The sequence below is a fragment of the Curvibacter sp. GW821-FHT09D12 genome (assembly GCF_059416245.1).
The window spans coordinates 19239-42851 of record NZ_JBWKOU010000034.1; the positions used below are offsets into that span (position 1 = coordinate 19239).

Below are 23613 nucleotides of genomic sequence, written 5' to 3' on the forward strand. Positions count from 1 at the left end.
TTTGGTCTGAGGCCCTGAAGAAAGGACCGGTCTGCACATGAAACCTTCCCGTCTGGCCCGCCTGGGTGCGGGCTGCCTGCTCGCCTGCCTGGCAGCAGGCGCCCTGGCGACGGATCTGCCGAACGAACGGCAGACCCTCGCCAAGCTTGACCCCGACGCCACCCACCGCGTCTACCTGGCTGACCTGGCCCTGAGCCATATTGCCGACGGCCGGCTGCACGTGATCGATGGCCAGCGCATGCGCTACCTCAGCGTCATGAGTACCGGCTTTGCCGGCCAGGTGGCTCTGTCACCCGACCGCCGCGAGCTGTATGTGGCCAGTACCTACTACCCGCGCCTGTACCGAGGCCAGCGCAGCGATGTGGTGGAGGTCTACGGCACCGACGATCTGACCTTCCGGCACGAGATTGAGATCCCGCCCAAGCATGCCCAGGCCATGAACATCCGCGCCACCCTGGCCCCCAGCGCCGATGGCCGTTGGCTGCTGGTGCAGAACGCCACCCCGGCCAGCAGCGTGAGTGTGGTCGATCTGCAGGGGCGCAAGCTGGCCTCCGAGGTGCCCACACCAGGCTGCTGGGGCGTGATCCCCTGGCCTGCGCAGCCCAACCGCTTCTCCACCGTGTGCGGCGATGGCACCTTGGCCACCATCGAGCTCGACGAAGCCGGCCAGGCTCGCCCGCGCAGCGCCCCGGTGGCCTTTTTTGATGCCGACGCCGACCCGGTGTTCATCCATTACGAGCGCGTAGGCAACACCTTGTACTTCGTGACCTATGGTGGGCAAGTGCACCGCCTGCAGCTGCAGCCCGAGGGTGTGCAGGCGCTGCCGGCATGGTCGCTGCTGAGTCCGGCCGAGCAAAAAGCCCGCTGGCGCCCTGGCGGCATGCAACTTTTTGCCATCGACCCCGAACGTCAGCGCCTGTTCGTGGGCATGCATGCCAAGGCGTCAGATGGCTCGCACAAGAACCCGGCGCAGCAGATCTGGGTGTTCGATCTGGAACGGCAGGCGCGCGTGGCGCGCTGGCCCGGGCACAACGCGGTGTCCATGGTCTTCAGCCCAGCGGCCACACCCCGGCTGTTTGTGCTCGATGGTGCGGGCAACCACCTGCTGGCACTTGACCCGCGCAGCACCAGCACCCAGCGCAGCACCACGCTGGGGCGCCTCGATGCGCTGGGCGAAACCCCGGTCTACCTGGAGGTGCAGTGATGTTCGCCCCCCTCAACGCTACCCTGCCCTGGCTCGATCCGGTGCTGTCGCACGCCGCCGCGGCCAGCCTGGCCCTGGTGTTGCTGTTTGGCGCCTTGGGCAAGCTGCGTGATCTGTCCGCCTTCGCGATGGCCACCGAGGCCTATGGCCTGCTGCCCCCGGCCCTGGTCAGCCCGGTGGCGCATGCGTTGGCCCTGAGCGAAGCGGCCGCCGGCCTGCTGTTGCTGCCAGTCTCTACCCGGCCCCTGGGGGCAGCACTGGCCTTGGGCGTGTTGGCCCTGGCCAGCAGCGCGGTGGCCCTGGCCTTGCGCAGCGGGCGCGACATCGACTGTGGCTGCGGCGGAGCAGGCCAGGACGCCCACAACGGCCTGCGGCTGTCGGCCGCGCTGCTTTGGCGCAACGCCGCCCTGCTGGGGCTGGGCCTGGCCGCGCTGGCGCCACTGGCCCCCCGCGCAGTGGGCTGGCCCGACGGCCTGGCTGCCTGTGCGGCTGCCCTGTTCGCCACCGGCCTGTATGCCGTCACCAACCAACTGCTGAGCAACCAACCCCGTCTTTCCGAATTGAGGAACAACCATGATTGAAACCCTGATCATCTCCAACGTGCTCGCCTGGTGCGCCGTGATCGCCCTGGTGGTGGTGGTGCTGGCCCTGTCGCGGCAGGTGGGCATTCTGTACGAACGCATCGCGCCCATGGGCGCCCTGATGATGGACTCGGGCCCGGCCGTGGGTTCGCCCGCGCCTCGGCTCAGCCTGCCCCAACTGGGCGGCGGCACCCTTGAGCTGGGGGCCCCCGCAACGCACAGCACCCTGCTGTTCTTCCTGTCGCCCACCTGCCCGGTGTGCAAAAAGCTGCTGCCCATCGTCGAGCGCATCCGCCGCGACGAGGCGCCCTGGCTGCGCGTGGTGCTGGCTTCGGATGGCGAGCAACCCGAACACGAGGTGTTCCGCCAGAAGGCGGGCCTGGGTCACTTCCCCTACGTGCTGTCGCACGAACTCGGCATGACCCTGCGCATCGCCAAGCTGCCCTACGCGGTGTTGATCGACGGCCAGGGCGTGTTGCGCGCCAAAGGCCTGGTCAACAGCCGCGAACAACTCGACAGCCTGTTCACCGCCAGCGACCTCAAGGTGGCGTCGGTGCAGAATTTCATTGACCAGAAACTGGTGCACAAGGAGGCCACATGAACCTGCTCGACTGGTTTGATCGCCTGGCAGAGCGGCGCAGCCGCCAACTGGCCAGCCACACCTCCAGGCGCAGTGCCTTGGTGCGCGTCAGCAAAGTGCTGGTGGCCAGCGCATTCACCCTGCCCGTACTGCCCTTTGATCGCAGCAGCCAGGCCCTGGCGGCCGAACACAACGCCGCCAGCAAGCGCAAAGGCCCCCCCACCGAAACCGACTGCGACTACTGGCGCTACTGCGGGGTAGACGGCTTTCTGTGCTCATGCTGCGGTGGCAGCGCCACCAGTTGCCCGCCGGGCACCACGCCCAGCAAGGTGGCCTGGGTAGGCACCTGTCACAACCCGGCCGACGGCAAAGACTACCTGATCAGCTACAACGATTGCTGTGGCCGGGGGGCTTGCGGGCGCTGCATGTGCAACACCAACATCGGTGAACGCCCAGGCTACCGCATGGGCCTGCACAACGACATCAACTGGTGCATGGCCAACGACAGCTCGGCCTTTCACTGCACCACCTCGATCATCGTCGGCGTGGCCGAGAAGGAGGACTGAATGCGCTGCTTGCCCCACCTTCGTGGGTTTGATAGGTTCCATGGGCTTCATGGGCCACTCGCTGCGGCCCTGCTGGCCGGCACCCTGATGACGGGGGCCCAGGCCGCCGACGGGCAGGCGGTCTTTCAGCAGGTCTGCGTGGCCTGCCATCAGGCCGGGGCCGTGGGCGCGCCGGGCCTGGCCCCGTCACTGGTCGGCGCGGTGGCGGCCCGGGCCGGGCAGCCCGCCATGCGCCAATACCTGGCGCTGGTGCTCACCCATGGCCTGCAAGGTCGCATCGTGTCGGAAGGGCAGACCTACAACAGCGTGATGCCAGCCCAGACCCAGTTGTCTGACGAAGAAATGGCCGCAGCGCTGACCCATGTGATGCGCGACCTGGCAGGCCACACAACCGTACCGGCCTTCACGGCTGCTGACCTGGCCCAGGCCCGTGCCAGCACAGTGACCCCCAAGGCCTTGAGAGCGCAACGTGATGCGGCTCTGGCCCCCTGAGCGGCCCACAAGCCCAGCCCAACGCAGCGTCCGTGGGCTGGGGGCCCTGCTGCTGGGTGCCGCAACCTTGCTGACCACCGTGCCCGCCCCGGCCGCACAGCCTTTATCAGCAGGCAGCCCGGCGCTCAACTACCGACTGCACTGCATGGGCTGCCACCTGGACGACGGCAGCGGCATGCCGCATCGCGGCATCCCCAACATGAAAGGGGTGCTGGGGCATTTTCTGCGCCTGCCCGAGGGCCGCGCCCTGATCGTGCAAGTGCCGGGCGTGATGAACACCCCTCTCAACGACCGCCAGGTGGCCGAGCTGATGAACTGGATGCTGGGCCAATGGGCCGGCGACAGCCTGCCCCCCGACACCCCACCCTACTCCGAAGCCGAGGTGCGCCAACTGCGCAGCCACCGGCCCAGCGACGTGGCGCGTGAAAGGGCTGGTGTGGTGGAGGCGTTGCGGAGGATGGGGTATGGGATGGACTCCTCAGACAGTGCCGCGAGGTAGTGTTCATGCACGTGGCCCAGGCCAGAAGCCTCGACAACACCTCTCAACGCTGCCGACGAGGTCGCCGGCACAGCCTACCCGTGACGTGTCTGACTGAAGAAGGTATCCGGCACGTGAGGGCCCCAAGTCCAGAGTTGCTCGTGGGTGCCTTCAACGGTAGAAGCAGGCACGGTGGCATCGTAGAGGTCGCCGTCCGAGTAGTGCTCCACGCGAAAGCCATCGGGATCCCACCAGTAGTCAAACACCTGGCTGCCCAGGACATGGCGGCCCACACCCCAATGCGGGCTGTGCCCTTGCTGTTTCAACCACTCGTGCCCCATGAAGACGGCGTCCATGTCTTGCAGCTCGAAGGAGATGTGGTGAACCAGGGGCCGGTCCGCTGCTGCAATCAGCAAGGAGTGGTGATCCGTGGGTTGCGCACCATGATTCCATCGCATGAAGAAGCCGATGTACTGATCCTGGCTGCCCGGCACCAGCATCTCGTCTGACACGATCATGCCCAGGTGGCGAACCGCCCAATCCTTTGCCACGACAGGATCGGGCACACACAGCGCGACGTGCCCCAGGCGCAACACCTGAGGGGCCTGTCGGAGCGGCCTTTGAGGCTGGTTGTAGCGCGATTTGCGCAAACCCTCGTTCAAGGTCATCGGCGGCCGAACCGGCAGCTCATCGACAGGGGCGATGCCATGCACCAGCTCCAGGCGGATGCCGCCGGGCAGCGTTACATCGACGCAGTGCCCGCCGCCGGGGCGCTGAAGCGCATGGACCTCAGAGGCGCCGTCAATGAGTGATGCCTGGACCAGATCCTGCAGGCTTTCAACCTCGATCCCGATGGCCTTCATGGCCGGGGTGTCAGACACCTCTCCGACATAGATGTAGGGGCTGGACAGCGCGCCTCGCAGGTAGACCGCTTGATCCGCATCGGGCCAGTCCACCGGCACCAGGCCAAACTCCTGCATGAAATCCCGGGTCGCCAGGGGCTTGGCCACCCCGAAAACCACATACTTGATGTCGCGTACTTTGATCATTTGATGTCTCCGGTCAGGGTGTGCGGACGGATGCCGATCGAGCGGGCAACGATCTGACCCGTGGGGGCGTCTTGTTCTTGTGTCCGAGAACCGCCGCACAACTGGGGGTGGGGGTTCAGCGGGCGGTCCGTTCAACGATGGGGGTGATCACGGCACCCAGCCCCTCGATTTCGACTTCGATCACCGAGCCCGCTGGTGCGTAGATTCGAGGATTGCGTCCAAAGCCAACGCCTGCAGGCGTGCCTGTCGCGATCAAGTCGCCAGGCTGAAGGGTGATGGTCTGGGTGATGAACTGGATCAAGGTGGGCACATCGAAGACCATGTCGGCTGTCGTGCCGTCCTGCATGAGCGTGCCATTGACCTTGGTGGTCAGTCGCTTGCCCCGCGGGTCGTAGGCATCGCAGGTGGTGATCACAGAACCCACGGCGCCACTGTTGTCGAGATTTTTACCAATCGCCCACTGCCCGGTGCTCAGGGTCATGCTCTGGATCTGCGATGCGCGACCGCTGATGTCGTTGAAAGAGGTGTAACCCAGCACCCCGTTGGCGGCTTGCTCTGCATTGGCCTCATGCAGCGTCGTGCCCACAATGGCGGCCAACTCGACCTCCCAATCCAGGCCATCGGGCTCGGTGGCAGGCACGACCACAGGGGTCCCCGTCGGCGCCAAGGTCGAGGCCCAGCGCGCGAAGAGGTTGGGGAACTTCGGCGTGGGCAACTTGGATTCGGCCCCGTGGGCCACGTAGTTGATCGCAGCGCAGATGATCTTCGCGGTGGGTGGCACGGGCACGGCCACTTGAATGTCGCTCATGGCCAGCGCCTGGCCCGTGGCGCTGGCGGCTTTGCGACGCCACTCAGCCGTGTTTTGGTAGAAGGCCTCAAGGCTGGTCAAGGGGATGACCGAATCCCCTGCCACCACGCCGATCAAGGCGGGTGCATCGAGGGCAGCAGACAGGGGGCGATAAGCGATCAGTTTCATGGAAGTCTCCGGGAGTGATGGGTGGGGGGGGGGGAATCAGGCGCTGGCGTCGAAGGCCAGCGAAACCGCCGCCGGGCGCGGCGCGGGTTCCGGCCAACGTTGGGAGACGGTCTTGATCTTGGTGTAGAAGCGCGCGGCATCGGGGCCATACATGTGCGATTCACCAAACTTGGAGCGCCGCAGGCCACCGAAATTGAAGTACGCCGTCGGCAGGGGCACGGGCACGTTGACCCCGATCATTCCGGACTCGACTTCGGTCATGAAACGGTGCGCCGACTTGCCGTCGCGGGTGAAGATGACCGAGCCATTGCCATACTCGTGGGCATTGGTGATGGCGATGGCTTCGTCCAGGGTGGCCGTGCGCATGATGCCGCGCGCCGGGCCGAACACCTCCTCCTGGTAAAAGCGCATGTCGGTGGTGACACCATCGATCAGGGTGGGGCCCACATAAAAGCCGCCTTCATGGCCTGGGATCTGAATGCCGCGCCCATCCAGCACCAGCTCACCGCCCGCAGCAACACATTCCGCCACGGCACGCTCGACCGCTGATCGGGACTCCGCTGAGACCACCGCACCAAAGTCGGCCCTCGGATCGTTGTAGGGCCCCACTTTGAGCGCCTTGATCCGTGCCACCACCCGTTCGCGCAAGCGCTGGGCCGTTTCCTCGCCCACGGGCAAGAGCAGAGACACGGCCATGCAGCGCTGGCTGGCCGAACCAAAACCCGCTGAGACAAAGGCACTGGCCGCGGCCTCCAGATCGGCGTCCGGCATCACCACCATGTGGTTCTTGCCACCGGTGAAGGCGGCAACCCGTTTGTTGTGCGAGGTGCCTTTTTGATAGACGTACTCTCCAACGCCCGTCGAGCCGACAAAGCTGACCCCGGCAATCCCTGGATGGGCCAGCAGGCCGTCGACCACCTCTTTGTCGCCCTGCGCGATATTCAGCACCCCATCGGGCAAGCCGGCCTCTTTCCACAGGCGGGCAAATACCAGCGAAGCACTGGGCACTTTCTCAGAAGGCTTCCAGACCACGCCGTTGCCCAGCGCGATGGCCATCGTCATCATCATGGCCGGCACCATGATCGGAAAGTTGAACGGCGTGATGCAGGCCACCACGCCGATCGGCACCCGCAGAGAGAACACGTCGATGTCCCCGCCCACATTGCGCGAGAACTCGCCCTTGGACACCTGCGGCGCGTTGGTGGCGAACTCGATGGCCTCGATCGCCCGGCTGACCTCGCCAGCCGCATCGGCCAGGGTCTTGCCATGCTCCAGCCCAATCACCTGGGCGAACTCATCGGCATGGGCCAGCACCAGTTCACGCAATTTGAAAATCACCGCCAGCCGAGCGCTTTGCGAGGCCTGTGCCCATCGCCGGCCCGCGTCCTGCGCATGGGCGACGGCCCGGTCCAGGGTGGCGCTGTCGGCAAAGGCACAGCGGGCAATTTCCTCACCGGTCGAGGGGTTGAACACCGGGCCAGACCGATGGCTGATGCCGGCCTCGACGGTCCCGTTGATGAAGTGGCCAATGTGCTGGGTCATGACGATCCTTGCTGAGCAGATGAATGGAGAAGTGAATGGAGAAGTGAATGGCTGGCGATTCTGATTTATGTTTTTGCATTACGATATGCGCCAAAATCAATCTAGTTATGCACCAATGCATAACGAAAGCGAGCGATGACCAGCAAGCCATACAACTGGGACGATTTCAGGGTTTTTCTTGGTGTGGCGCGGGCTGAGTCCGCGCTGGAGGCCTCCCAGGCCTTGGAACTGGATCAGTCCACGGTCTCAAGGCGCCTGTACCGGCTCGAAAAAGACATGGGGGCCAAGCTCTTTGACCGAAGTCCGCAAGGGCACCGGCTGACCACGGCCGGGCAACGCCTGCTGGAACATGTCCAAGCGTTGGAGGGCACGTTCAGTGCCATGCAGTCGGATGTCTTTGGCGACAGCCAGGTGTTGACGGGCGAGATACGACTTGGCGCCACCGAAGCCTTTGGCAGCTTTTTTCTGGCCCCGCACCTGGCGCAGTTCTGCACGCAGCACCCCGGCATCACGGTGGACCTGCTGCCCATGCCGCGCAACATCAATCTGTCCAAACGCGAGGCAGACGCCTCGGTCACGATCGAGCGCCCCACAGCCGACAGCTTTGTGACCAGTCGACTGACTGACTATCGATTGCTGCCCTACGCCACACCAGATTATTTGCGGCGGCGAGCCCCGATCAAGTCTGTCGAAGATCTGGCAGACCAGCGCTGGATTGATTACGTCGATGACCTCATCTTCACCGAGCAACAATTCAGTCTGCAGAAATGGCTGCCAGAGGTGCGCCCGTTCTTGAGAAGCACCAGTGTGATCGCGCAATTCCAGGCCGTGCGATCCGGCCTGGGCATGGCCGTGCTGCCTTGCTTTCTCGGCGACACGGCCCCCGAACTGGTGCCCATCCTGCCCAGAAAGATCGACATCACCCGAACCTTCTGGATGGTCGCGCCCAGAGAGCGCCGTGAGTTGGCCCGGGTCCGGGCCTTGTGGGATTTTTTGCGCGAGGTCACCTCACGGCACGCCAACCAGTTGATGAGGGAGTCCTCGACTGCGGACCTCACGGGGCATCCACGTCCTCGCCGCTGAGCAGCGGCCAACGACGGCCGACCCTGCGCTGCAGGCACCGATGAACTTATATGGTCTCGAGGTTCAGCGATGGCGATGCATGCGGGGCTGCAGGGTACAAGGCCAAGACCTCATCGAGCACGAGGCGGACGGCACGCGGCATCAGCTTGCGGCTTTGGTAGACCACAAAGTACTCGATCTCGTGCCCGGTCCACTCTGGCAACACCTGTATCAGCTGGCCACTGTCCAGGGCCTCACGCACCTGGGTCTCCAGCAGCAGCGCCACCCCCTGACCACGGCGGCAGGCATCGGTGATCAATTGCAGGTGATTGGACGCAAAAACACATCGCACCGGCACCTCAACCCGTTTGCCGTGGTGAAACAAGGCCCAGCGTCGGGTCATGGGCCCATGGTTGAAGCCGATGCAGGCGTGGGACGCCAGATCTTGCGGCCCACCCAGGCGGTCTGCGCGGGCCAGGTAGTTCGGGGCCGCGCACAACACCATCTGCGATCGCATCAGGTAACGGGCCACGACATTCTCTGACTGGATGAAGGGCTCTGGGAGCACCGCCAAATCGATGCCCTCGGCGCCCAGGTTGATCACGCGCTCCTCAAATCGCAACTCGATCTCCAGCGCAGGATGCAGCTGCTGCAATTCAAACAGGCGCTGACTCAGCAAGGGCACGGCCTCGGCAAAGCCCAGCACCACCTTGACCCGACCTTGCACCGGCCCTTCTTGCGACGTGATCAGCTCCGCGGCTTCATCCAACTGGTCCAGCGCGGGTTTGCAGCGCTCGTAATACTGGCCACCCAAGGCCGTCAGGCTGACCGCGCGCGTGGTGCGCTGAAGCAGGCGCTGATTGAGTTGCGACTCCAAATCACCGATCAGGCGGCTGGCCTTGACCACCGACAAGCCGAGGTCCAGCGCCGCCGCCTTGAACGAGCCCAGCTCGGCAATGCGGCAAAACATCTTCATTGACAACAACTGATCCACACCGGGTCTCCTGCAGCAAGCCCTTCTGAGTGCTGGACGACATCGTGTGTCCAGCACTCATTTTTAGGTCTCTGCCTTTTCTGTTTTGATACGACATGGTATCGTATCGACACAAAAATATGCAAATCCCCCCTCGCATTGCCATGAACGCCGAATCAGCCCCCAGCCCCGCAACCGTCAAAACTACAGCCGTCCGCAGGACCACCTACCGGGGGGTACAACGGGGGGAACAATTGCTGAGCACGGCAACGACGCTGTTTCTGGAACATGGGTACGCGGGCGTGAGCGTTGATGAAATCGTCAAGCAGTGTGGTGGCTCCAAGACCAATGTGTACCGGCAGTTCGGCGACAAGGAAGGGTTGTTCGTGGCCGCCATCGAAGCCCTTTGCAAAGAGTTCCTGCGCGAGTTCAATGCCCTCGATCTGGCCCAGGCAAATTTGGCGGACGGCCTGCACAAGCTGGGTCGGGCCCTGCTGCGGCAACTGGTGCAGCCCAGACACATTGCCTTCCAGCGCCTGGTGCTGGCCGAATCGGGCCGCTTTCCTCGCCTGGCCCAAAGCTGGTTCGATGCCGGCCCGAAAACCACCCAAGCCGCCATCGCGCGCTTTCTAGGCCCCCGCCTGTCACTGAATGACGCGGGGCTGAACACGGCCGCCCGGCACTTTCACGATCTGCTGGTCTCCAGCCCGGTTTTGTTGGCGACCCTGGGCCGCCCACTCAGCACCAGGCAGCTCACCGAACATCTGGATCAAGCGGTTTCGCTGTTCATCCAGGGCTGTCAGCCCGCCTCCACCTCACTTATCCAACCCTCACAGGAATCCACATGAGCTTCAAAGTTTTGGCCATCTCGGGCAGCCTTCGCAAGGCATCCGTCAACACCCTGGCCTTGCGGGCAGCCCAGGCGCTGGCCCCGGCCGACATGGTCTTCGAGTTTGCCGACCTGTCTCAGATCCCCATGTACAACGACGACCTGCGCGAGCAGGGTGAGCCCGCCGCCGTGACCCACCTCAAGCAACAGATCCAGGCCGCCGACGCGGTGCTGATTGCCAGCCCCGAGTACAACTTCTCGATCCCCGGTGTGTTGAAGAACGCCCTCGACTGGGTCTCACGCCCCCCCATGCAACCCTTTGACGGAAAGCCGGTGGCCATCATGGGCGCAGCACCGGGCCCCGTGGGCACGGGCCGGATGCAATACCACCTGCGCCAGGTGCTGGTGTTCCTGAACAGCTTCACGGTCAACAAACCCGAAGTGCTGATTGGTCACTGCGGCAACAAGTTCAATGCAGACGGCGAACTGACCGATGCTGTCACGGCAGGCTTCATCTCCGATCTGCTCAAAGCCTTGCAGGCACTGGCGGCGCGCGTGTCTCCGAAGGTTTGAACGCCGTGGCAAGGTTGACCGCCCGACTGCCTGGCCACCTGTCGGGCGCACTCGGACTGCTCATGCTCATCATCGGCCCGTGCAAGGCCGAGGCGCCGCCCCCACTGCTGCCCGAGGCGATCGCCATCCAGGTGCGTGATGAACTTATTGAAATCAGCCTGGAGGTGCACACCCTGGCCGCGCACGAGCAGGCCTGGAAGGTGTTGACCGACTTCGAGCACATGGCCGAGATCCTGCCCAGCTTGTCGCTCAGCGAGGTGGTGTCACGTGACGGCCTGGTGTTGCAGGTCCACCAAAGGGGAAAGGCCAGTTTCGGCCTGCTGAGCAAGGCATTCGACACGCGCAAGCAGGTGACGCTTGAGCCAGAACGACGCATCTTGTCGCATAGCGAGTCACCCGACGTGCGCAGCAGTGACAGCGAGACCGAGTTGATCGATGCCCCCAAGGGCCTGAACATCCGCTACCGCCTCAAAGTGCAACTGCTCAATGCCAACCTGGCAGGCATCGCCGGTCACGCCCTGCGCCAGCAGACGGCCGACAATTTCACCCGCTTGCTTGCTGCCATGGCGGCCAAGCCGCACTGATCCCATTCGCCTGCATGCACCTCCGTTCAAGGCAGCGGCTTCTGGCTCAGGTGTTTGCTGCGCTGGCCGCCTGCCTCTGGGGCTTCACGTATTCGGTATCGTCCGCCTATCTGCCTGCCCTGCCCTTGTTCGATGGCGGCGTGCGGGCGCTCCTGGCTGGCGTGGCCTTGCTGCTCCTGGCACGCGCGCGCCCGGGCGATGTCCAGAGCGCGCGTTTTGGCCTGCATCAAGTCTTGACTGGCAGCTTGATCGCCGGCTTCTTTGCCTTCCATTTCACATCCTTGTTCACGCTGCCGGGCGGCCTGGCTGCGGCGCTGCAGACGCTGGGTCCTCGATGGACGATTGCCCTCCTGTGGTGTATCGCCGGCATCCGCCCTCGCCCCTGGTTGGCCGCCAGCGCTTTTCTCGGTGCTGCCGGCCTCGCCTTGATGGTGATGTTTCAGGCACAACAGGTGAACGCGCTCGGCGTGTGCGCGGCCCTGATCAGCAGCCTGTGCCTGAGCAGCGCCGGCGTGGTTCGAGCCGCCAACACCCGCTCCTTGCAGGAAGGGATCCGCACCACCTCGCAAGAATTGCTGTTTGCGGGCGCGCTGCTGTTGGGCTTGTGCGTCATCTCGGGGCAATGGCCCAATCGACTGGAGGGGCAGCAAGTGCTGGCGCTGCTGGGTGTTGGCTTGTTGCTGACGGCCTTGCCGTTTGCACTCTGGTTTCAGGCCTTGAGCTGGATCGGGCCCCAGCACACCACGCCTTTCATGCTGCTGCTCCCCGTGGTGGCAGCACTGGTGGACGGCGCCTTGAACCACCGCTACCCCAGCGGCTTGCAGTTGCTGGGTGCGGTGCTGGCCGTGATCGGAATCACGCTGAGCCAGCGCCAGCCTCAGGCGGCAGAGTCAAGCCCGCAGCGATGACGGGATTGGGACGACAACATTCTCGGCCCCGATCCGGCGAACAGCTGCACCCAAAATTGCACCCAATGATTCATGCGTCGGATACACAGACATCGAGCCCCTCAACTTTTGGTGTGGCCCTGCCCCAGCGTGGCCGAAGGCAATTCGCCAAAAAGCTGCCGGTACTCGGCGGCAAAGCGCGACAGGTGCCAAAAGCCCCAGCGGGCCGCCGCGTCACCCACGCCCATGCCTTCGCCAGCCCGTTGGCACCGAGCCGCCTGGCGCAACAGGTCACGCCGGACTCGATTGAGCCGCATGCACCGCAGGTAGGTGATGGGGCTGACCTGCAGCAGGTCTTCAAAAGCATATTGCAGCGCCCGCCGCGACGTGTGGGCGGCCTCGCACAGATCGGGCACGGTGATCACCGACTCGGCATGGGCCTGCATGTACTCGCGGGCCAGGCGCACGATGCGCTGGCGCGAACTGGCACAGGTGGGCAGATCGGTCACCACATGCTCGGGGCGAAAACACTGCAGCACCGCATCGGCCAGGGCCAGGCCCAGTGTGCGACGGGCCTCTGCCTGGGACAGCAGGGCCGAGGCCTGTTGGCCCAGGGCAAGGGCCGAGGCCGTGAGCCGCTGCAGCTCTTGCCGACGCGGGCCCAGTGCACGCAGCACACAGGTGCGTGGCCCCTGCCAGGCCGCAGCCACGTGGTCAGGGCCATCTACCCTGGCTGCCAGGGTCTGCAATGCAGACAAGGGAATGCTGATGCCAACCAGCGCCATGCGCGGCGCGGTGACCAGCTGAAAGGGCACATCCGACTGGATGCCAACGGGGGTGTCGGGATCGATCTGGTGCCCACAAAAACTGGCGCGGCCCCCATCGAAGGCGGCCAAGCCCACCGTGACATGACCGCTGCGCGCGCTACCGTCTTGCAGCACCGACTGGTTGATGGTTTCGCGAAACACCTGCAACTGGTCAAAGCGCAAATCCTCCAGCAAGCCTTCGAAGGGGCCCGCGCTGAGTTGCTCGTAATGCTGCTGCCACGAGCTCAGGCTGGCCGCCTGAGCTTGCGCATCGTGGGTGTGAGCGCGCTGGTAACAGAGCTCGGGCGGCACGTGGGCCTGGGGCAAGTTGCGGGTGACCATCGATGCAGTATCAGAACTTCGGGGCCGGGACGCCATCGGTTGCAACACCGATCAGGTGCAAAGGTGCACCTCACCCGATTAAGAACGTGTCAAGACTGGACACATGCAAGATCGGGGCCCGCACACAGGCCATGCCCCTACTGCGGCTGCAAGTTGATGGCCTTGGCGATGGCCCGGTATTTTTCGATGTCGGCGGCATAGCTGGCACGCAGCGCTGCCAGCTCCATCGGCGGGGCCACGCTGCTGCCACCGGCCTCGATGGTGCGGCGCACCTCAGGCACGGCCAGGATCTCGTTGCAGATCTGGTGCAGCTTCTGCTGCAGGGGCTCGGGCGTGCTGCGCGGCACCTGTACGCCGCTCCACAGGCCATAGACAAAGTCTTCAAAGCCTTTCACGTCTTTCATCAGCGGCACGCTGGCCAGCTTGGTGTGCCGCTGGGCAGCGGCCAGGGCCAGTGCCTTGACACGGCCCGACTCAATCACATCGGGGATGTTGCCCGCCAGCGGCACAAAGGCAATGTCGAATTGGCCCGAGATCAAATCCTGCACCAAGGGCGCCATGCCCTTATAGGGCACATGCAGTGTTTTGAGGCGGGCCAACTGCGTGAAGCGTTCACCCAACAGGTGGTACAGCGATCCAGGCCCGATGCTGCCGTAGCTCAGCTCTTTGGCGCCCGGCTTGCGGGCCATCTGCAGCAACTCGTCCACGTTGTTCACGCCCAGGTTGCTGCGCACCAGCAGCACCATGTTGGTGACCGCAAACTGGCCCACCGGCTGCAGGTCTTCGGGCTTGTAGCGGGCAGCCGCCATGCCCAGCGGGGTGAGCATGATTTCCATCGGCGAGCCCGCCAGCAAGGTGTGGCCATCACCTGCCGCACTGACCACGCGCTGGGTGCCGATGGCACCCGCGGCGCCGGCCAGGTTCTCGACGATCACCGTCTCGCCCAGGCGTCTGCCCAGCTCGGGTTGCAACTGACGGGCCACGATGTCGGAGCCGCCGCCGGCCGGGTAGGGAACGATCAGGCTGACCACCCGGCCGTCGGCCCAGGTGGCGCCACTGGCCAGGGTGGCAGCACAGCCCAGCAGCCATTGACGGCGGGGCAGGAAAGCAGAGGCGGGGTTCATGGAGAGGGGTCCTTTCAGATGAGCAGCTAGGGTGAGGTGAGGGGTCTATCTATCCAATGAGGTGCGGCTGATCAGGCGACGCGGCGCAGCACCGGTGGCAAGTGATGACGCCAGGGCGTGGCCTGGTACCAGCCATCGCACAGCTGCAGCAAGGCCAGCTCGGCCTGGGGCCGGGCCATGATCTGCAGGCCTTGCGGCAGGCCGTCCGGGCCAAAGCCAGCCGGCACACCCGCGGTGGGCACGCCCGCCAGAGTGGGGCCGATCACCACCTCCATCCAGCGGTGGTAGGTGTCCATGGCACGCCCGGCCACCCGGTCGGGCCAATGCCACTGGGCTTCGAATGGGGGCAACTGGGCAGCGGGCAGTACAAGATGGTCGTAGCGCTCGAACAGCTTCATCACGGCGGCGTACCACTCGGTGCGCGTGGCCATGGCCTGGGCGATGGTGGCGGCATCCAGGCCCTGGGATTGCTCAAACTCCCAGCGCGCCTCGGGCTTGAGCAGATCACGCGTGGTGGGGTTGCCATACAGACCGCCCAGGTGGCCCGCCAGGATCAGCTGCCGCAACACGCACCAGCTGCGCCACAGGCGCTCCATCGGGAAGAACGGCGCCACCTCCTCCACCGGGCAGCCCAGCGTGTCGAAGTGCGCCAACGCGGCCCGGTTGGCCGCCAGCAACGCGGGCTCAATGGGCAGGTAGCCCCCGAAATCCCCCAACCAGCCGATACGGCGCCCGCGCAGATCGGCCTGCAGCGCTTGCCGGAACTGCAGCGGATCGTCCGCCAGCGACAGGGGCGCTCGCTTGTCGGGCCCAGCCAGGGTGGACAACAGCCAGGCCAGGTCTTGCGGGTTGCGGGCCATCGGCCCTTCGGTGCCCAGCTGTTGGTAAAACACATCGGCCGCAGGCGCCATGGGCACCCGGCCAAAGCCGGGGCGCAGGCCATAGACGTTGTTCCAGGCCGCGGGATTGCGCAGCGAACCCATCATGTCGCTGCCGTCGGCCACGGGCAGCAGGTGCAAGGCCAGCGCCACCGCCGTGCCACCGCTGCTGCCGCCGGCGCTGCGCGTGGGGTCGTAGGCATTGCCGGTCACGCCATGCAGCGGGTTGTAGGTGTGCGACCCCAGCCCGAACTCGGGCGTGTTGGTCTTGCCGATCAGAATGGCGCCGTCGCGCCGCAGGCGCTCCACCACCACGCTGTCGTGCGTGGTCATGTTGCCCGCGAGGGCCGGGCTGCCGAAAGTGGTGGGCAGCCCGGCGGTGGCGGTCAAATCTTTGGGGGCCTGCGGAAAGCCGTGCATCCAACCCTGCCATTGCCCCTGATCAAGCAGGTGATCCTTGTCGCGCGCCTGGCGCAAGGCCAGCTCAGGCTCGATGCGAGAGACCACCGCATTGAAGCGGGGGTTCAGTGCGTCCAGATGCGCCAGGGTGGTCTGCATCAGCTCGTGGCACGATACCTCACGCGAACGGATGCGGCGCGACAGCGTGAGGGCGTCGGTGGCCAGGATGTCAGGCAAAGCCACGCTCGCGGGCGCAGCGGATTCCAGGGGGCGGGTCATCGGGAGGGGTCCGTTCAGCAAAGAGGCCAGCGCTGCCAGCCGCGACCGGCCCTGGACAGGCCCGCCAGCCGGCAGCAAGATCACCCCATGCTAGGGACGCCCGCCCGAGACCGTTATCCAATTTGCGCAAAAACGAATCAGGGTTGCACCGGATGGAAAATCCCATTCGGCCATCTGTATCAGGCCAGCAACTGACTCTTGAGTTGCATGACATGGCTGTGCAAAAACGCGGCAAATGCGCCACTGGGCTGCTGCGCTTTGACGAATTCAAGCAGTGGGTCAATGACCACTGTGCGCCGGCCAGTCAGCTCCTCGATCACTGCCAGACCGCAGAAAGGCACGTAAGACTCGGCGTAGCCCCCTTCATGGACCAGAACCAAACGACCTCCACACACCCGCTCGGCAAGATGGCGCACGCGGGCGGCCATGGCCCGAAACGAGTCGCTGTGCAACTGCATGCGAGCCAAAGGGTCAACCGCATTGGCATCGAAACCGCAGGCCACAACGATCAACTCGGGCTCAAAGGCCGTGATGGCCGGCACCACGATCTCATCCATCGCCTGGATATAGACATCATGCCCGCTGCCCGCCGGAAGCGGTAAGTTGAAATTGGCCCCACGTCCTGGTCCGATACCTCGATCGGCCACGCCTCCATAGCCGGGCGGAAAGCAGCCGTCCTGATGAAGCGAAAGAGTCAACACATCGGATCGCGACTCAAAAATGGATTGGGTGCCGTTGCCGTGATGCACGTCCCAGTCGATGACCGCCACCTTGCCCAATGGCCTTCGCGCCTTGGCGGCCTCAATGGCGATGGCGATATTGGCCAGAAAACAGAAGCCCATGGGGGCGTCGGCCAGGCAATGGTGACCTGGCGGACGTGAAAGAGCGTAGGCGTTGTCGACCTCCCCCGCCAACACAGCCTCAATGGCCGCCATGGCCAAGCCTGCGGACAAGCAGGCGATCTCATAACTACCGGGACCAATCGGCGCGTGATCGCCCAACTCACCCCCGCCGACATCGCTGAGCGCCTTGAAGCGCTTCAGATAACGCGGTGTATGCACACGCAAAAGGTCTTCCTCGCCGGCGGGATCGGCACTGCGCTACAGCAGATGGCGACTCAGGCCGCTGACCTCCAGCAGGCTCTTGAATCGGCGCTTGCTGTCTGGTGACTCCGCAAAGCCCGCACCTGACGGTGGCTGAACCCAGCCCCCCACCGGCAACGTCAACGCGTGAACGCCACCACTGTGCCAAAAGCAGAGTTCATCAGAAAAAAATCCAGTCTTGCGAGTCATCTCCATCTCCGGGTTGGCTGAAATAAAACAGTCGGCAATCTGATGCCAGCAGCCTGGTTAACCGCGTGAGTCAGGGCTTGTCGTGGCCAAAGCCAGGCGCAACACGGCCTTTTGGCAAGGTGAGCAACACCAAGACCAGCGAGACAACGAGGCACCCCGTGCTCAGGGTCAGCATCGCGGTCAAGCCGCTTCGGCTCTCCATCAAAGGCCCAGCGATGGCGGGCCCCAGAGCCAGGCCACCACCAATGGTCAAGTTCACCATGCTCATCAACTGACCCCCACGATCCCGATCCGACAGGGCGGCAAGCAAGTACGGCAGCACGAAAGTCCAGGTGAACTTGAACAACAACGCTGCAGTCGCATAACGCGCGGTGCCAGGGTGATCAAGCAACAACAGCACCGATGTCGCCATCGCCAAGTAGCCCGTGATCAGCAGCAGCCGACGCGGCCAGCGTGAGCCGATCAAAGTGGCCATGACCGAGCCTGCGATGCCCATCAAAGATGCCAGCGCCAACACCGCTGCTGCGTTGTGTGCCGCCATGCCCGCTCTCTCGGCAACAGTGCCCATGAAGGTCCAGACACCACTGAGGCCTACGTAGAAAAGCAAGACCGCAACGATGCCCAGGCCTGCCGCCCAACGCGCCGCAGGAGACCACACCGCAGAGCGTCGCTGCGATGAAGACATCAGTCGTTGTGGAAAGGCCCGCGCCAAGGGAAGAAACAGCACCATCAGCAGACCTTGGCCGATGTACAGGGCGCTCAGTCCAAAGCGTGCGAACAAGACGGGCAGAACCCACAGGCCCAGGGCACCCAGCACCAATTGACCGGCCACCCAAAGGCCATAAACCCTGTCGCGCTGCGGACTGTCTGCCGCGCAGGCCATGCACAGCACCATCAAGGTGCCGCCGCCCAATGCACTGATTGCCCGGCAGGCCAGCAGCCAGGCATACCCATCGGCCCAGACCGAGGCCAGGTTGGCAACGACAAACACCAGGACGGCTGCGATGCCCACCCGACGCCAATCAAGACGTGATTGCCACCAGAACGCCGGCAAACTTGCCAGGCTCATGGCCGCCAGCTCCGCCGAAAAAAGTTGCCCGACCTGCCCGGTGCTGAAAGACCATTGGTGCATCAATTGCCCCGCAATGGCAGGGGCCATCAGGAGCACGCTGGGCGCGAGCGCCGCAAACAAGATGATGGCCATGAGGCGAGAAAACGGCAGGCCCAAGGCCTGGCGCCCTGCTTGGTTGCCGTCGCCAGTCACCATGCTGCCCAAGCGCCAGAGCGCGGTCGAGGATCCCCTTCACCGGAGCAACGCCGCTGCCCCGCCTTGCTGTGGTTCGCAGCAGGTCGCCGATGCATCGCGTGCAGGCTGTCTGGTGGTTTGGCAACGTTCATGCTGGCGGTCCCTCCGACGTCAGGTTCTCGCAGACAGGCCGACCGAAACAGATCGACCTGCGCACATTCAGTATGTGATGCGAGTCACCACTGGCCTAGGTGCCAGCAAGCCACAGAACCACCGGCAAGGCCCGGCCAAGGGGAGAGGGGCTTTTGAAGCAGTCAGCGCGTTGGTAACGAAAGTTGGTACTGTCGACGCTCAGAGCACGCAGCACCCCACTGCATCCGAGCGCGAATCGCCTGCCCCTTGGCAGGGTTGCACCGGATGGGCAAGCCCCCGCCCTCCAGTGCCCCCCCTCTCAGGGCTGCAGCGACAGCTCGCGCCCCTCGAAGAAGACCTGCTTCACCTGGGTCTGGTGCACCTGCGTGATCGGTACCTTGAACAGGTGGCGGTCGAGCACAATGAAGTCGGCCGACTTGCCCGCTGCGATTGAACCGGTTACCGCGCCGAGGCCCATGGCCTGCGCGCTGTTGAGGGTGTAGACACGAAGTGCAGTGGGCAAATCGACGGCCTGGTCGGCACCCAGTTGGCCTGGCAGCTCACCCAGCGGATTGCGCCGGGTCACCATGCCTTCGATGCCGATCCAGGGGTTGGGCGTGGGCTGGCCGGCGGGCCAGTCCGAACCGCCCGCCACCAAAGCCCCGGCACGCACGAGCTTGCGGATCGGGTTGATGCGGTCTGCACGCTCAGGGCCGATGGCCGCTGCCGAGGCCAGGTTGAGCCCGGTGGGAAACCACAGCATCGGCGACACATCGACCACCACGTTCAGCGCCTTGAAGCGTGCCACGTCGGCATCGGCCACCAGCGAGGCATGGGCCACCTGGTGCCGCGGCCCCTTTGGGCCGTTGCGCCGGCGCACCTCGGCCACGGCGTCCAGCGCCTGGCGCACCGCGCCATCGCCCACCGCGTGCATCTTGACCGGCACACCCTGCCGATCCAGCTCGGCCAGCATGTCCACCAGTTGCTCGGTGGTGTAGGTGCTGGGGCCGTGGTAGTGAGCACCATGCTCGGCATCGGGCAGGTAGGGCTCGATCATGTTCGAGGTGCGTGCCGGGGGCACGCCGTCGAGAAACAGTTTGGCGAAATCGGGGGCCACGTGCGGGCTGCGCAAGGATTCACGGGCCTGCACCAGCGCCAGGCCACTGCGGTCACCGGCCTGGGGCGATGGCAGAAACGGCAGCGAACCCACGTAGTGCAGGCTCAGCCCCCGCTGGGCGTCGAGCTGCCCCCACAGGCGCAGGCTGCTCTCGTAGGCAAAGGCGTCCTGGATGCCGGTGATGCCCAGGGTGTTGAGCGTGTGCACTGCGCCCCGTGCGGCCTCCATCTGGCGTTCGGGCGTGCGCGGTGGGATCAGTTGCTCGATGGCGTGGAAGGCCGGAAACTCCTTCATCAGCCCCGTCAAGCGGCCATCACCCGCATCTTTCACAAAAAAGCCACCAGGCGGCGGCGTACTGCTGGCGTCCAGCTGGGCACGGCGCAGCACCTCGCTGTTCACCCAGCGGTTGTGAAAGCTGTCGTCACGCAGGATGACCGGGTGATCACCGCTGGCCTGGTCCAGCAGAGCCAACGCCTGGGTGCTGGACATCTGGGCCAGCAGGCCGCCGTTGAAGGCGGCACCCACGATCCAGTCGCCGGGCCCGGCCTTGCCGGCGCAGTCACGCACCCGAGCCAGCACCTGCTCCAGCGTGGCCGCGGGCGAGAAGTTGCAGCCAAAGCGATCTTCCCAGCCACCGTCCAGAGGGTGGATGTGCACGTCGTTGATGCCCGGCATCACCATGGCACCGGCCAGGTCCAGCACGCGGGTCTGCGGCCCGATGTGGCGGCGCACCTCGTGCTCGCCCAGGGCCACATAGCGGCCATCGCGCACCGCGAAGGCATCGGTCCAGGGCATGCGGGCGTCAACGGTGTAGACCGCCGCGTGGCGCACCACCAGATCGGCCGGTGGCGTAGGGGTCGCGGCATGGGCCAGCAGCGTGGTGGCACCGGCCAGCCAGGCGCACAAGGCAGGCCAGCGGCGGCGGAAGGAGTTGATGTGGGATCGGTTCATGGCTGTGTCGTGCAAAAGGTTGATGCCGCCCGCAAGCCAGCAACCTGGCCCACGAACTGACAGAGCCCAGGCTACCGGCCCCATCGGCCCCGGTCATGTACCAATTGGTACAAGCCGCCCGGCAAAGCAACCCCGGTCTCATCCACCCCGCACCGCGCCGGGGCCGCAGCATTGGTGAATCTCTCTATGGCCGATGGCGAGCCGGGTCGGCACAGTCGGTGCTTGTGAGAAATGCGGAGTCCCCCCGAACGGGATCACGCGCCACCCAGCAACGCCCCGCACCACTTTGAAGCCCCGAAGGCCATGAACAACAAAGACGAACTCCTGCTTCAGCTCTACGCCTGTGCGGCCCAACCAGCTCAGTGGTCGCTGGCTCTGGACCAGTTGTGCACAGAGACCGGTGCCTGCTCGGCTGTGGTGCAAACCTTCGAACTGGGCACCGAGGGCGTGCGGCTGGGCTGGCAGGTCAGCGACTCGCGCACCCAGCGCAACAGCCCCGTCGACTGCCCCCAGGTCACCGGTGACCACAACCCGCGCCTGCAGACGCACCGCATCAACCGCGGGCTGAACCGGGTGGTGCGCGACGACGAACTGTTTGACCGGCACGACCCCGGGTGGGCCACCTTGCAGGCCGATCTGGCCCGCATCGGCCTGGGTGAGTTCATGGGGGCCTTGCAGGCCCTGCCTGATGGCCGTCTGCTCGGCATCGCCCTGCACCGCCCCTGGGGCGACCCCGAGACCTTTGACCGGCACAGCGAACACCGGCTGGCCGCCTTGGCCCCTCACCTGAGCCAGGCCTGCGAGCTGGGGCAGCAGCTGCTGTCGGCTCGCACCGAGATGCATCGCCAGCAGCAGCACGCCGACATGCTGCGCTGTGCCTTGATCGCCTGCGATGAGCAAGGCAGGGTGCAATGGATGAACCACAGCGCCCTGTTGCTGACCAGCGCCGAGCGTGGCCTGTCAAACCGTGGCGGCCTGCTGCGGGCCACCGGCCCCGGCCTGTCGGCCCGCCTGCATGAGGGCATCGCCGCCGCCGCAGGCGACGAAGGCCGCTCGGTGCACTACACCGTGATCGACCACGGGCACAGCACACTGCACATCGCCCTGCGTGCCAGCTCGGTCGAGGCACAGGGCACCCCCCAGGGCGCGCGCTCGGTGATGCTGGCCATCACCAGCGCGCAAGACCTAGTGGATGTACCGCCCGACATCTGGGCCAAGCTGCTGGGGCTGACCCTGGCCGAGGCCCGACTGGTGGCCGCCCTGGCACAGGGCGATACCGTGGAGCTGCACGCAACCCAGCGCGGCATCGCCCTGGGCACGGCACGCAACCAGCTGAAGATGGCGCTGGCCAAGACAGGCACCTCACGCCAGGCCGACCTGGTGCGCGTGGCGCTCAGCTCGGCCGCGGCCCAGGTGCTGGGCTGATCAGAAGCTCCAGCCCAGGCGGATGGCGGCACTGGTGCCCTGGGTGCGGTTGCGCACCTGGGTTTCGCGGTAAAGGTGCATCGACACCAGAGGCAGGCCCGAACCGGGCTGGAAGTAGGTCAGCGCCGGGCCCAGGGCCAGCGCTCGCGAGCGGTTGCCGTTGCTCAGGCCTGGTGCCACATCGTCACTGATCTGCTGGTACAGATAACCCCCCAGGCCCGCTGTCCAGGGGCCAAAGTGCTGGCCCACGGCAAAGTCGTGCTCGTACTCGGTGCCCGAGCGGTAGTTGGTGTCTTTGTTGCGCTGGTTGAAGTTGAGCTGAAACCACGACGACACCTCGAAGCCCCCGGGCTGGATCCAGGTGAAGGCCCACGAGGGTGACAAGGTGGCGTGGTTGGTGCCCGCATTGATCAGGCGGTTCTTGTCGTAGGAGCCGGTGGGCAACTGGGCGGCCAGCTGGAAGTTGCTGAACAGGCCGGGGTTGTGCACCCACTGCAAAATCACCGGAATCAGCTGCACATCGCCCACAGCCTGGTTCTTGCCCGACAGGCCCACGGGGCCGGCCGGGGTGGGCACACTGAGGTTCATCGACATGTCCAGCACCGGCAACACGCCACCCCAGCCATAGCGGGCGCCACCCACCCTGTGCTCGGTCATGCGGATGTAGGCCATCGAATAGCTGTTCACCTTCAGGTCAGGTGTGGCCGCGGCGCGCTGGCCTGCGTTGTCGCGCAGATCGCTGGCCCGTGTGGCCGCGGCGCGCACGCCCACGGTGCCGAACTCGGTCGGCGGGGGCAGCAGGCCGGCCCCGAAATCGAACACGCCCGGGGGCGTGATCGGTGAGCCGTTTTCAACGGCGTGGGCCGCCTGCAGGCCCAGCGTGGCCAGAGCAAAGCCCATCAGGCAGCGGTTGGCACAGGCAGGCAGTTGAGAGGTCTGAAGCTTCATCATGTGGGTGACTCACGGTTGATTGGGTGAGCCCCCAGCGTAAAAAATCGGCGCTTGCGGCGCATGTCCCATATGGGCCACAGAGCCCCTGGCCACTGAAGCCAATGCGCTCAAGAACAGGAACAGGAACAGGAACAGGAACAGGAAACGGGCACGGGCGCCACGCGGGCGCCGCACTCGCGGTGCACCGGGCTCAGGGCTTGGCCACCTCTTTCACCAGCCCCTGCTTGGACAGCAGCACCAGCTGCCCCTGCGCATTCACCACCCCCGCCGTCAGCCCCAGGTGATCGGGCCTCAC

Annotated in this window: 22 protein-coding genes and 1 pseudogene; 12 read left to right on the top strand and 11 right to left on the bottom strand. The window is 65.1% G+C overall.

The genetic code is table 11. The features are described 5' to 3' along the window. Positions 1 to 37: 37 nt before the first annotated feature. From AC07PT_RS28535 to AC07PT_RS28560, 6 genes are read left to right on the top strand one after another with little or no spacing between them, the layout of a single operon-like run. Positions 38 to 1204: an amine dehydrogenase large subunit gene (locus AC07PT_RS28535; RefSeq protein WP_492350624.1), complete on the top strand. Its 1167-nt coding sequence runs from the start codon at positions 38 to 40 to the stop codon at positions 1202 to 1204. After that, positions 1204 to 1785 carry a MauE/DoxX family redox-associated membrane protein gene (locus AC07PT_RS28540; RefSeq protein WP_494658919.1) on the top strand — a complete coding sequence of 194 codons (582 nt, stop codon included), beginning with the start codon at positions 1204 to 1206 and terminating at the stop codon, positions 1783 to 1785. Before AC07PT_RS28535 ends, AC07PT_RS28540 begins: the two co-directional genes overlap by 1 nt. Continuing rightward, a complete protein-coding gene (mauD, locus tag AC07PT_RS28545) occupies positions 1781 to 2386 on the top strand; it encodes a methylamine dehydrogenase accessory protein MauD (RefSeq protein WP_494658934.1) in 606 nt (201 codons plus the stop codon). The genes AC07PT_RS28540 and mauD overlap by 5 nt, the downstream gene beginning before the upstream one ends. Further along, complete coding sequence (locus AC07PT_RS28550; RefSeq protein ID WP_492350622.1) at positions 2383 to 2931, top strand: methylamine dehydrogenase light chain; 549 nt, start codon at positions 2383 to 2385, stop codon at positions 2929 to 2931. Before mauD ends, AC07PT_RS28550 begins: the two co-directional genes overlap by 4 nt. Then, entirely contained in the window at positions 2932 to 3423 is a 492-nt protein-coding gene (locus tag AC07PT_RS28555; RefSeq protein ID WP_492350621.1) for a c-type cytochrome, read from the top strand. Continuing rightward, complete coding sequence (locus AC07PT_RS28560; protein ID WP_494658920.1) at positions 3404 to 3922, top strand: c-type cytochrome; 519 nt, start codon at positions 3404 to 3406, stop codon at positions 3920 to 3922. Before AC07PT_RS28555 ends, AC07PT_RS28560 begins: the two co-directional genes overlap by 20 nt. A gap of 74 nt (positions 3923 to 3996) precedes the next feature. Here the strand turns inward: AC07PT_RS28560 and AC07PT_RS28565 are convergent, their stop codons facing one another. The 3 genes from AC07PT_RS28565 to AC07PT_RS28575 all read right to left on the bottom strand — a co-directional run bounded on the left by AC07PT_RS28565 (position 3997) and on the right by AC07PT_RS28575 (position 7468). Further along, complete coding sequence (locus AC07PT_RS28565) at positions 3997 to 4950, bottom strand: VOC family protein (RefSeq protein WP_494658921.1); 954 nt, start codon at positions 4948 to 4950, stop codon at positions 3997 to 3999. A gap of 115 nt (positions 4951 to 5065) precedes the next feature. Beyond that, complete coding sequence (locus AC07PT_RS28570) at positions 5066 to 5926, bottom strand: fumarylacetoacetate hydrolase family protein (RefSeq protein ID WP_494658922.1); 861 nt, start codon at positions 5924 to 5926, stop codon at positions 5066 to 5068. Positions 5927 to 5962: 36 nt separating this feature from the next. Then, complete coding sequence (locus AC07PT_RS28575; RefSeq protein WP_494658923.1) at positions 5963 to 7468, bottom strand: CoA-acylating methylmalonate-semialdehyde dehydrogenase; 1506 nt, start codon at positions 7466 to 7468, stop codon at positions 5963 to 5965. A 135-nt stretch (positions 7469 to 7603) separates the two neighbouring features. On the opposite strand from AC07PT_RS28575, the gene AC07PT_RS28580 reads away from it, so the two are divergent. Further along, positions 7604 to 8551: a LysR family transcriptional regulator gene (locus AC07PT_RS28580; RefSeq protein WP_494658924.1), complete on the top strand. Its 948-nt coding sequence runs from the start codon at positions 7604 to 7606 to the stop codon at positions 8549 to 8551. A 46-nt stretch (positions 8552 to 8597) separates the two neighbouring features. On the opposite strand, the gene AC07PT_RS28585 is transcribed toward AC07PT_RS28580, so the two are convergent. Continuing rightward, positions 8598 to 9506 carry a LysR family transcriptional regulator gene (locus tag AC07PT_RS28585; protein WP_494658925.1) on the bottom strand — a complete coding sequence of 303 codons (909 nt, stop codon included), beginning with the start codon at positions 9504 to 9506 and terminating at the stop codon, positions 8598 to 8600. Between the two features lie 137 nt (positions 9507 to 9643). Between AC07PT_RS28585 and AC07PT_RS28590 the strand changes: the two genes are divergently transcribed. From AC07PT_RS28590 to AC07PT_RS28605, 4 genes are read left to right on the top strand one after another with little or no spacing between them, the layout of a single operon-like run. Continuing rightward, the gene (locus AC07PT_RS28590) at positions 9644 to 10351 is read left to right on the top strand and encodes a TetR/AcrR family transcriptional regulator (protein WP_494658926.1); all 708 of its coding nucleotides are present in this window, start codon (positions 9644 to 9646) and stop codon (positions 10349 to 10351) included. Then, the gene (locus AC07PT_RS28595; protein WP_492350613.1) at positions 10348 to 10905 is read left to right on the top strand and encodes an NADPH-dependent FMN reductase; all 558 of its coding nucleotides are present in this window, start codon (positions 10348 to 10350) and stop codon (positions 10903 to 10905) included. The genes AC07PT_RS28590 and AC07PT_RS28595 overlap by 4 nt, the downstream gene beginning before the upstream one ends. A gap of 5 nt (positions 10906 to 10910) precedes the next feature. Then, the gene (locus tag AC07PT_RS28600; protein WP_494658927.1) at positions 10911 to 11489 is read left to right on the top strand and encodes an SRPBCC family protein; all 579 of its coding nucleotides are present in this window, start codon (positions 10911 to 10913) and stop codon (positions 11487 to 11489) included. 14 nt (positions 11490 to 11503) lie between these two features. Continuing rightward, positions 11504 to 12397 carry a DMT family transporter gene (locus AC07PT_RS28605; RefSeq protein ID WP_494658928.1) on the top strand — a complete coding sequence of 298 codons (894 nt, stop codon included), beginning with the start codon at positions 11504 to 11506 and terminating at the stop codon, positions 12395 to 12397. Between the two features lie 101 nt (positions 12398 to 12498). On the opposite strand, the gene AC07PT_RS28610 is transcribed toward AC07PT_RS28605, so the two are convergent. From AC07PT_RS28610 to AC07PT_RS28635, 6 genes and pseudogenes are all read right to left on the bottom strand, one after another. After that, positions 12499 to 13524 (bottom strand): helix-turn-helix domain-containing protein, encoded by a 1026-nt coding sequence (locus tag AC07PT_RS28610; protein ID WP_494658929.1) that lies wholly within the window; start codon positions 13522 to 13524, stop codon positions 12499 to 12501. A 137-nt stretch (positions 13525 to 13661) separates the two neighbouring features. Next, positions 13662 to 14648: a Bug family tripartite tricarboxylate transporter substrate binding protein gene (locus AC07PT_RS28615; RefSeq protein ID WP_494658930.1), complete on the bottom strand. Its 987-nt coding sequence runs from the start codon at positions 14646 to 14648 to the stop codon at positions 13662 to 13664. A 71-nt stretch (positions 14649 to 14719) separates the two neighbouring features. Then, positions 14720 to 16204 (bottom strand): amidase, encoded by a 1485-nt coding sequence (locus AC07PT_RS28620; RefSeq protein ID WP_494658931.1) that lies wholly within the window; start codon positions 16202 to 16204, stop codon positions 14720 to 14722. A 179-nt stretch (positions 16205 to 16383) separates the two neighbouring features. Beyond that, positions 16384 to 17496: pseudogene (locus AC07PT_RS28625) on the bottom strand (class II histone deacetylase). 70 nt (positions 17497 to 17566) lie between these two features. After that, entirely contained in the window at positions 17567 to 18763 is a 1197-nt protein-coding gene (locus tag AC07PT_RS28630) for an MFS transporter (RefSeq protein WP_494658932.1), read from the bottom strand. Positions 18764 to 19193: 430 nt separating this feature from the next. Continuing rightward, a complete protein-coding gene (locus AC07PT_RS28635) occupies positions 19194 to 20942 on the bottom strand; it encodes an amidohydrolase (protein ID WP_494658933.1) in 1749 nt (582 codons plus the stop codon). 303 nt (positions 20943 to 21245) lie between these two features. Between AC07PT_RS28635 and AC07PT_RS28640 the strand changes: the two genes are divergently transcribed. Beyond that, on the top strand, positions 21246 to 22367 hold the full coding sequence (locus AC07PT_RS28640; protein WP_492362962.1) for a helix-turn-helix transcriptional regulator: 1122 nt from the start codon (positions 21246 to 21248) through the stop codon (positions 22365 to 22367). On the opposite strand, the gene AC07PT_RS28645 is transcribed toward AC07PT_RS28640, so the two are convergent. Beyond that, the gene (locus AC07PT_RS28645; protein ID WP_492350605.1) at positions 22368 to 23318 is read right to left on the bottom strand and encodes a SphA family protein; all 951 of its coding nucleotides are present in this window, start codon (positions 23316 to 23318) and stop codon (positions 22368 to 22370) included. It lies immediately after the preceding gene. Positions 23319 to 23613 lie beyond the last annotated feature (295 nt).